Source organism: Nostoc sp., assembly GCF_036917235.1.
GTDB lineage: Bacteria > Cyanobacteriota > Cyanobacteriia > Cyanobacteriales > Nostocaceae > Nostoc.
In genome coordinates, this window is sequence record NZ_JBALDU010000062.1 from 1 (window position 1) to 7,849 (window position 7,849).

Below are 7,849 nucleotides of genomic sequence, written 5' to 3' on the forward strand. Positions count from 1 at the left end.
TTCTGAGGGTGGAAGTTGACCTTCTGAGGGTGGAAGTTGACCTTCTGAGGGTGGAAGTTGACCTTCTGAGGGTGGAAGTTGACCTTCTGAGGGTGAACCTTGACCTTCTAACTCTCTCTCATCTCCCTTACCTGCCTCATCTCCCTCATCTCTCCCCAAAAGCCTCCCCAATTCTTCCGCCCAGTTGGTGTAAACGCGCATTACCACCGGCAAATAATCTTGAACACCGATCGCTTTATTCTTTAAAGCTGGCACCAGTCCCGCATTCACCAGGGAACTTTTGCCTACACCCGATTGCCCATGAATTACTATCAACTTATAATCAGGGCGACCCATACGTTCAATTAAACGTTCTACATCTAAGAGGCGACCAGATGCAGCAATTTCTGGGGCAATATTTCCTTGGGGAGAGTTTGAGCGCAATGTCTCTACAAATGCCTGTTTTGTAGCTTCTAACCTACCCGCACCAATAAAAGCCCGCAAGCCAAATTGCTGTTCAATAGAACGCTGTTGCTGTTTGATTTTGTATGCTTTGAGATATTCTTTCCGCTCAAAATAAAGCTGCTGCAAAAACCTGAGAATATCTAAGTAAAGCCTGACATCTTCTAGGGGATTACCTACATCTCTAGCAGTTTCTAAGCTGAGAGTTGCTTGTTGAATTTGACCTAAATGGTATTGAGAACGACCTAAAATAAACTGATATAAACTCAAATCTTTTGATTTAAAATCTCTTTCAGAAATCTCAGATACCATCCCCGATCTACTCGCTGATTCCACATTGGGAATTGCAGCAAAAACTTTCAAAGCTTGCTGAACAAGCTGATTTGCTTCAACCCAGTTTTTTTTAGCCAAAGCCACCTCAGCTAAAAAACCGTAATCCTTGGCTAATTCCCTTGGCTGGTTGTTAGCTTGATGTACTACTAAAGCTTTTTCTGTAAGACTCTGCAAAGTTTCCCACTTTTGCAAATCTCGCAAGATATCACCGAACTTTACTACTGCATTAGCAATTAAATCTCGCTGATAATATGGAAAACCTCTCTCCAAACCTCTCTCCTGCAAGGAGAGAGGCTTTGAATTCTCCCCATTCTCTAGTAGGAAAGGGGGTTGGGCGGTTAGGTTTCGCGTTAACTTTTCCAGATTAGGTGGAAAGTCAGTTAAATCTGGAGTTCGTAACTTGTTAATAAAATTTATATACTCTTGAATATAATGCCAAGCTGTTTGCCAATCTGGGTGATTGATATCTTGATGTTTAAAAGCTTTGAGATAATAACAAAAACTGATTTCGCCGAGGATTTTTATCTGACGTTCTAAATTATTACTTTGCTGCCAGAGCTTATAAGCTTGTTGGTAATGTTCTAAAGCCAAATCTTTTTGATTATTTATCTGTTTGATAAAACCTAATAAAGATTCTAAATTAGCTTGAATTTCTAAATTATAAGCATCTGGCTTATTGAGTAAATATCTTTGCGCCGCTTCTAACTCCTTTTCGAGCTTGTTATATACATCTACAGTAAATTTTGAGTTGTTACCAAACCAATAATTAGCCGTTTCGGTAACAAAATCTACTAATTCTTGTGTTGATATATCAAAATTTCTCGTAGTTGCCCAACTTTCCAAATCTGGTGCAAGCTGTATTAGTTGCTTATAGATTTCATCGTCAATCCAGAACACTAAGGGAAAAGCAAAATTCTTGCGGAACTCTTCTCGCACTTGATTCGCAGAAGTTAACATCACAGATAAATTCTGCACTGATTCCAAACCCACAACCATTACACAGGCTGGTATCTCTTCGCCGAATTCTTCTTGAATCGCAGTATAAAGAGTCCTGTTCGATTGCTGCACCGTCAAGACACGAATTTCAACTTGACAAATTTCTCGCAATCTGGAGATTAAGCGATCGCGCAAGCTACCATAATTACACCGTGCCAAAATCAGCTTAAACTGTCCCACAGAGGATTCAATCGCCCAAGCTAATTGTTTCAGAGAGCGTAGGTGTAGCCCGTCGTAGACATCGCTGTTTACACGATCATCTTTTGGTGGTTGCGAGTCTGTCATAAGTTAAAAGGACGGTTAGAAACCGCGTCTACAAGAGGCTTTACCCACCTCCGTGGGTTATAAACACTCAATTTTTCCTTAGTCCACGGAGGTGGACTACCCACAAAGCATCCATGTTTGTATACCCGCGAATTGCATTTGCCCTGGCTCTAAGTTGACTACAAAATTAAACTTCCTGGCGTTTTAATTCTTGTATCAATACTTGAGTGCGTTTGCTAGCTTCTCTTGCTTGTTGTCTAAAATACTTGGCTTGCTGACGGTCAGTTAAGCATACTTCAGATGCTTTTCTACTAAATTCAACAGCTTGTTTACTGAGTTCTTGAATACGAGTCTTTAACTCTTGGATTGTTTTCATATTTCCTCCTGTTCTGAAATTACAATCTCTAAATTTTCTATCTCTTCATAAAGTCTATCTGCTCTACTAGCGAGCAAGCTAGCGTCCTCAAAATCGTTGTTTTCTATGGCTTTATCTGAGGCTGAGTATAATTCTTCTGTGATTTGGTGCAATTGTGCATAAGCTTTTAACAAAACATTTTTGGTTTCTGATTTCATAATCTAATTATTCATCGGTTCCCTGATTCCTCACTGTAATTCCCTAGCCTCTGCCAAGACGGGATTAACATCAAACCAAGACTCGCCACCATCGCGATATTCAAACACAAACCGGCTGCGGATCAGTTTTTGATATCCGTGGTCATCACTCACCTTTTTCTTTTCCTTGACATGACGTAACAATTGCCACTCATCCTCAGAAATCGGCAACATGATTTCATTCCGCCGAGAACGAATCACTTGCTCTAAGGTTTCACGGGTTAAGGGAAGACTCATCTCTTCCATAATCCAAGTATTCAGCAGTCTCAGCACGTCCCGCACATGACCACCGCTCATTTGACACAAACGCTCTAAGCTAGCAGCACTATCAAAAATCTCGGTAACTTTATTTAAACGCTCCTCTGGTGTTAAGTCAGGAAAAGCTCTAGCTAGTACCATCTGCTGCATGAGTGCCATTCCCTGTGTATGAACATTGCCATCAGACCATTGCATAGGTACCATTGGTAACACCTTGGGGTCTTCTGGGAAACGCTGGGTCAGCATTCCATAATCATTGGAAAACTTCAACGACAAAGGCATGGTGTAGATGAGATGACAATTCAGCTTCGTTAAAAACTCACCTTGATCGACAAATAAATATTCTTGCTGCGGACGACCCCAAGGTTTGGCACGATTATCTATGCGGTCAAGATTATCGACAATTACCACTAGACCATTTTTACCTTGCTGTTTGAGTTTAGCGATCGCAGGTTCCAATAATTCTTGATTAATCGCTTCCAGCAGCTTCGTTTTTTGCGGTGCTAAATACTGATTGAGTTTTTCTCGCAGCGCTGGGTCATTTTTCATCTTCGCGGTGATTTCACCAATGCCCACAGACAGAGAAAACTTATCTTTATCTGCCGATAAACCGACATCACCAAGCACCGGAAGCTTAACTTTTCCCGCCGTCACCTCTGAGTTTAAGACCTTCCAAGCACCTTGCAGCAACTCATTAAACTTGTTGGGCGACTCTAGAGTAATTTTATCCAGACTTTGACTTACACGACGAGCGATCGCTAGTAGCACATCAGCAATATCGACATCAGTCATTTCCAAATCGTCACTGGACTCAAAATAAACCACATGAAAATCTAACTTTTCCAGTTCTGCCTGTAACCGTAATAGTTCTGTCGATTTACCACAACCAATATGCCCAGTAAATAAAGTGCAAGTGGGTTCATTCGGCTTAAAAAAAGTAATTTTCTGCTTCAGCTTGCCAAGAATATCACCACCTCGTACCGAGGAAAAATCTATATAATACTTGCCATCAGAGCTATTGTTGACAAACAAAGTTCTGCTGGGATCGCTAGCCTGATAAAATTCCCGTAAATCTATGGACATAACGTGGTAGTGCAATAATCTGGTATTGTCTTAACATATCCTTGTGGAAAAGGATAAACTTATTTACATCTTTGCACCTCAATATTTCGGAGAATTTTCGCATTTACCTCTCTTCCTCTGCGCTCTCAGCGTCTCTGTGGTTCGGTTCGTTAAAGAAGAATAAAACCACAGAGGCACAGAGAAGCCAGTGCGTTGCGGAGCGAGTGTGGTCTTGGGGGTTTCCCCCATGAACAACTCGCGTCGGGGTTCCCCCCGTTGTAGCAACTGGCGCGGCACAGAGAAATAAGATTGCAAAGCTGCAACTAATATTTAAGTGATTTGCAAAAACCGAGACTTTTTTTGATACTATTTAAGACCGGACTCCTTAAATATTGATTGACGTATGAGCAAAGGTACCCTGTTTGACAAAGTTTGGGACTTACACACCGTTGGTACACTTCCCTCAGGGCTGACGCAACTATTTATCGGGCTTCACCTAATTCATGAAGTCACCAGTCCCCAAGCCTTTGCTATGTTACGCGAAAGAGGTCTAAAAATACTGTTTCCAGAGCGTACCGTCGCCACGGTCGATCACATTGTGCCCACAGAAAACCAAGCGCGTCCCTTTGTGGATAGCTTGGCAGAAGAAATGATTCAGGCGCTCGAAACGAACTGTCAAGAAAATAACATAACTTTTTACAATATTGGTTCTGGTAGTCAGGGTATAGTTCACGTCATCGCTCCAGAACTCGGACTCACTCAACCAGGAATGACGATCGCTTGTGGAGATAGCCACACTTCCAGTCATGGAGCATTTGGTGCGATCGCATTTGGTATCGGTACTAGCCAAGTCCGGGATGTTCTCGCTTCCCAAACCCTCGCCCTCTCTAAACTGAAAGTCCGCAAAATTGAAGTTAACGGCACTCTCAACCCTGGAGTTTACGCCAAAGATGTCATCCTGCATATCATCCGCACCCTTGGTGTGAAAGGTGGTGTGGGCTATGGTTACGAATTTGCAGGTACGACATTCGAGCAAATGAATATGGAAGAGAGGATGACAGTCTGCAATATGGCGATCGAAGGCGGTGCTAGATGCGGCTACGTCAATCCCGATCGAGTCACCTACGATTACCTCAAAGGTAGAGATTTTGCACCCATTGATGCAGATTGGGATAAAGCAATAGCTTGGTGGGATTCCATCAAGAGCGATACTGATGCAGAATACGATGATGTAGTCGTATTCGACGCGGCGGAAATTCCTCCTACCGTCACCTGGGGGATTACTCCCGGTCAAGGTATCGGTGTCAATCAGTCAGTACCTCAGCCAGAAGAACTGCTAGAAGAAGACCGATTCATTGCCGAAGAAGCTTACCGCTACATGGATTTATATCCTGGTCAACCGATCAAGGGTACCAAAATAGATGTCTGTTTTATTGGTAGTTGCACCAACGGCAGAATTAGCGATTTGCGAGAAGCGGCGAAAATCGCCAAAGGTCGCCACGTTGCAAAAGGAATTAAAGCCTTCGTTGTCCCTGGTTCTGAACGGGTGAAGGAAGAAGCGGAAGCTGAAGGACTAGATAAAATCTTTCAAGAAGCCGGATTTGAGTGGCGAGAACCAGGATGTTCCATGTGTCTGGCCATGAACCCCGATAAGCTGCAAGGAAGACAAATCAGCGCCTCTTCCTCCAACCGCAACTTTAAAGGAAGACAAGGTTCCTCTTCTGGCCGGACATTGTTAATGAGTCCGGCGATGGTCGCCACAGCTGCCATTAAAGGCGAAGTCTCTGATGTGCGCGAGTTGCTGTAACCCCACTTCCTAGCATAGAGAAATCTCTTAAACTTTTCTTTCTTTGTGTCCTTTGCGTTCTTTGCGGTTCGTTTCTTATAAAACTTATGGTGAGTGAAGTTAAAACAGTTTCAGGGCGTGGTATACCCTTAGTGGGCAATGATATAGATACCGATCGCATCATTCCCGCGCGATATTTGAAAGCCGTTACCTTTGATGGATTAGGTGAAGGTGCGTTTATCGACGATCGAACAGCACTTAAAGGCGAACATCCCTTTGACCAACCCCAGTATCAAGGGGCGAATATTTTAATAGTCAACCGTAACTTTGGCTGTGGTTCATCACGGGAACACGCACCCCAAGCGATCGCAAAATGGGGAATCCAAGCTTTAATCGGTGAAAGCTTCGCGGAAATCTTTTTTGGTAACTGTGTAGCAATGGGCATACCTTGTTTGACAGCCGATGCTGTGACTGTTAAACAACTGCAAGATTTAGTCGCTGCCAATCCCCAAGCCGCCGTGACAGTGAATCTGGAAACCTTGCAAGTGCAAATTGGCGATTACACCGCCCCAGTTGCGATCGGTGAAGGTACAAGAAGCACATTTATTTCTGGAACTTGGGATGCTTGCGGTCAGCTGGTGGCCAATGCTGACCAAGTTCGGGCAAGGGCTGCAAAATTACCCTACGTCGGTTGGGGTAATTTAGCCGCGAGTTAGTATTCTGTCATTCCCTGCCTGTCAGCCAGGGAATGATATCATCTCCGGTAAATTACTTGTGATTCCTGTGTGGACTCTAAATACTGTTCGGTTAAGGCAAGAGACGTGATGAATCGCCGTCTCAACAATAATCAGTCTTTAACCAAATCGTATTGCGTGGCCTCTCCCCTAATAAGCTTACGGTGTACACACAAGTAATCTGATTACCCAAAAGTCCTTCTAAACCTTACTCTGTCCTATCGGAAGGCTTTGCGTAGCAAAACCAGGGTGAGGTTCTTTTATTATAGGCAATTCAGCGGACACGATATAAGCCGTCGAATTTACGTAACTCTAGAACCAAAATATTGAATCAGATTAAAGTATTACATTTTACTCATTAGATAAATACTTGTTTGAGAGTAAATGTAAAAATAAATACTCCAACTTCAACAAAAATCTGGGTTAATGACTGAATGAATTGATTTTTATTAGGTGCTTTGAAATCACTAGTACTTATTAAAAATTTGAATAAAAACTTACCATATTTTACAGACAAACACTCACTTATTAAAACTACTCAACCAATTCAGCAATTGTCAGCAAAGTCACAAGACGAATACGGATTAGTATTTAATATTGTCATTTGTTCAACGTTACTTACATTTGTTTGAACTTTAGCGAAAATCGTTCAATCAGTTGAAAGCTAGTTTGCAAAAGGTATTCACGAGTTACTCTGTCTTTTTCAAATGACGTGAAAAGTCAGGATACAGTCAGGTATGTCTCTAAAATTCATAGTGAAGAAGTTTTACAAAAACCAATATTCTGCATAAAAGAAGAAAATATCTCTGAGTAATACTTAGCAGCTAAAAACTATAAGTTTTGTAGTTCATAGAGAGAAACTAGTACTTCTATACATTTCTTAAAAATGAAGTATTAGTAACTCATTGTTCACTTAGAGAAATTAAGAATTAGGAGTATTAATCATGGCAGTAACTTGGATTCCAGGCCCAGGACCGACAAATGGAGCAGATATAGGTATTAGTAATGCCGCTTCTGATAACTTGAATGGTTTGGATGGAAATGACAGCCTTTTTGGAAATGCTGGTAATGACCTGTTACGAGGTGGCAATGGTATCGACTTTCTATTCGGAGGCAATGGAGAGGATACCCTAATCGGAGATCGTGGCAACGACACCTTCACTGGCGGAAACGGCAACGATCGCCTGATCTGGAACAATGGTGACGGTAGCGACAGAATTAGTGGTAACGCTGGCTTTGACGTGGTTGAGGTCAACGGCGCGGGTGTAGGAGACAACTTCCGCCTAGAACAAGATGCTCAAGGCAGAGCAATCTTCGATCGGCTGAACTTGGTTCCCTTCACTCTGACTGTAGACAGTGCAGA

The 7,849-nt window shown here is 42.5% G+C and carries 7 protein-coding genes; 3 read left to right on the forward strand and 4 right to left on the reverse strand.

Annotation, left to right across the window (positions count from 1 at the left end):
- The 4 genes from V7K44_RS18435 to V7K44_RS18450 all read right to left on the reverse strand — a co-directional run.
- Window positions 1-2,055: nSTAND1 domain-containing NTPase (locus tag V7K44_RS18435; protein WP_442940701.1), on the reverse strand; the 2,055-nt coding region annotated here is incomplete at its 3' end.
- Window positions 2,056-2,221: 166 nt separating this feature from the next.
- The gene (locus tag V7K44_RS18440; RefSeq protein WP_251958101.1) at window positions 2,222-2,410 is read right to left on the reverse strand and encodes a hypothetical protein; all 189 of its coding nucleotides are present in this window, start codon (window positions 2,408-2,410) and stop codon (window positions 2,222-2,224) included.
- Window positions 2,407-2,607, reverse strand: coding sequence for a hypothetical protein (locus tag V7K44_RS18445; protein WP_094348693.1), 201 nt, complete (start codon window positions 2,605-2,607; stop codon window positions 2,407-2,409). Before V7K44_RS18445 ends, V7K44_RS18440 begins: the two co-directional genes overlap by 4 nt.
- 30 nt (window positions 2,608-2,637) lie before the next feature.
- A complete protein-coding gene (locus tag V7K44_RS18450; protein WP_334933371.1) occupies window positions 2,638-3,987 on the reverse strand; it encodes a P-loop NTPase fold protein in 1,350 nt (449 codons plus the stop codon).
- A 382-nt stretch (window positions 3,988-4,369) separates the two neighbouring features.
- Between V7K44_RS18450 and leuC the strand changes: the two genes are divergently transcribed.
- The 3 genes from leuC to V7K44_RS18465 all read left to right on the forward strand — a co-directional run.
- Window positions 4,370-5,773 (forward strand): 3-isopropylmalate dehydratase large subunit, encoded by a 1,404-nt coding sequence (leuC, locus tag V7K44_RS18455; protein ID WP_334933372.1) that lies wholly within the window; start codon window positions 4,370-4,372, stop codon window positions 5,771-5,773.
- An 86-nt stretch (window positions 5,774-5,859) separates the two neighbouring features.
- Window positions 5,860-6,468 carry a 3-isopropylmalate dehydratase small subunit gene (gene leuD, locus V7K44_RS18460; RefSeq protein ID WP_334933373.1) on the forward strand — a complete coding sequence of 203 codons (609 nt, stop codon included), beginning with the start codon at window positions 5,860-5,862 and terminating at the stop codon, window positions 6,466-6,468.
- A gap of 962 nt (window positions 6,469-7,430) precedes the next feature.
- Window positions 7,431-7,849, forward strand: a 419-nt coding sequence (locus V7K44_RS18465) for a calcium-binding protein (RefSeq protein ID WP_334933374.1), incomplete at its 3' end; no start/stop codon positions are given.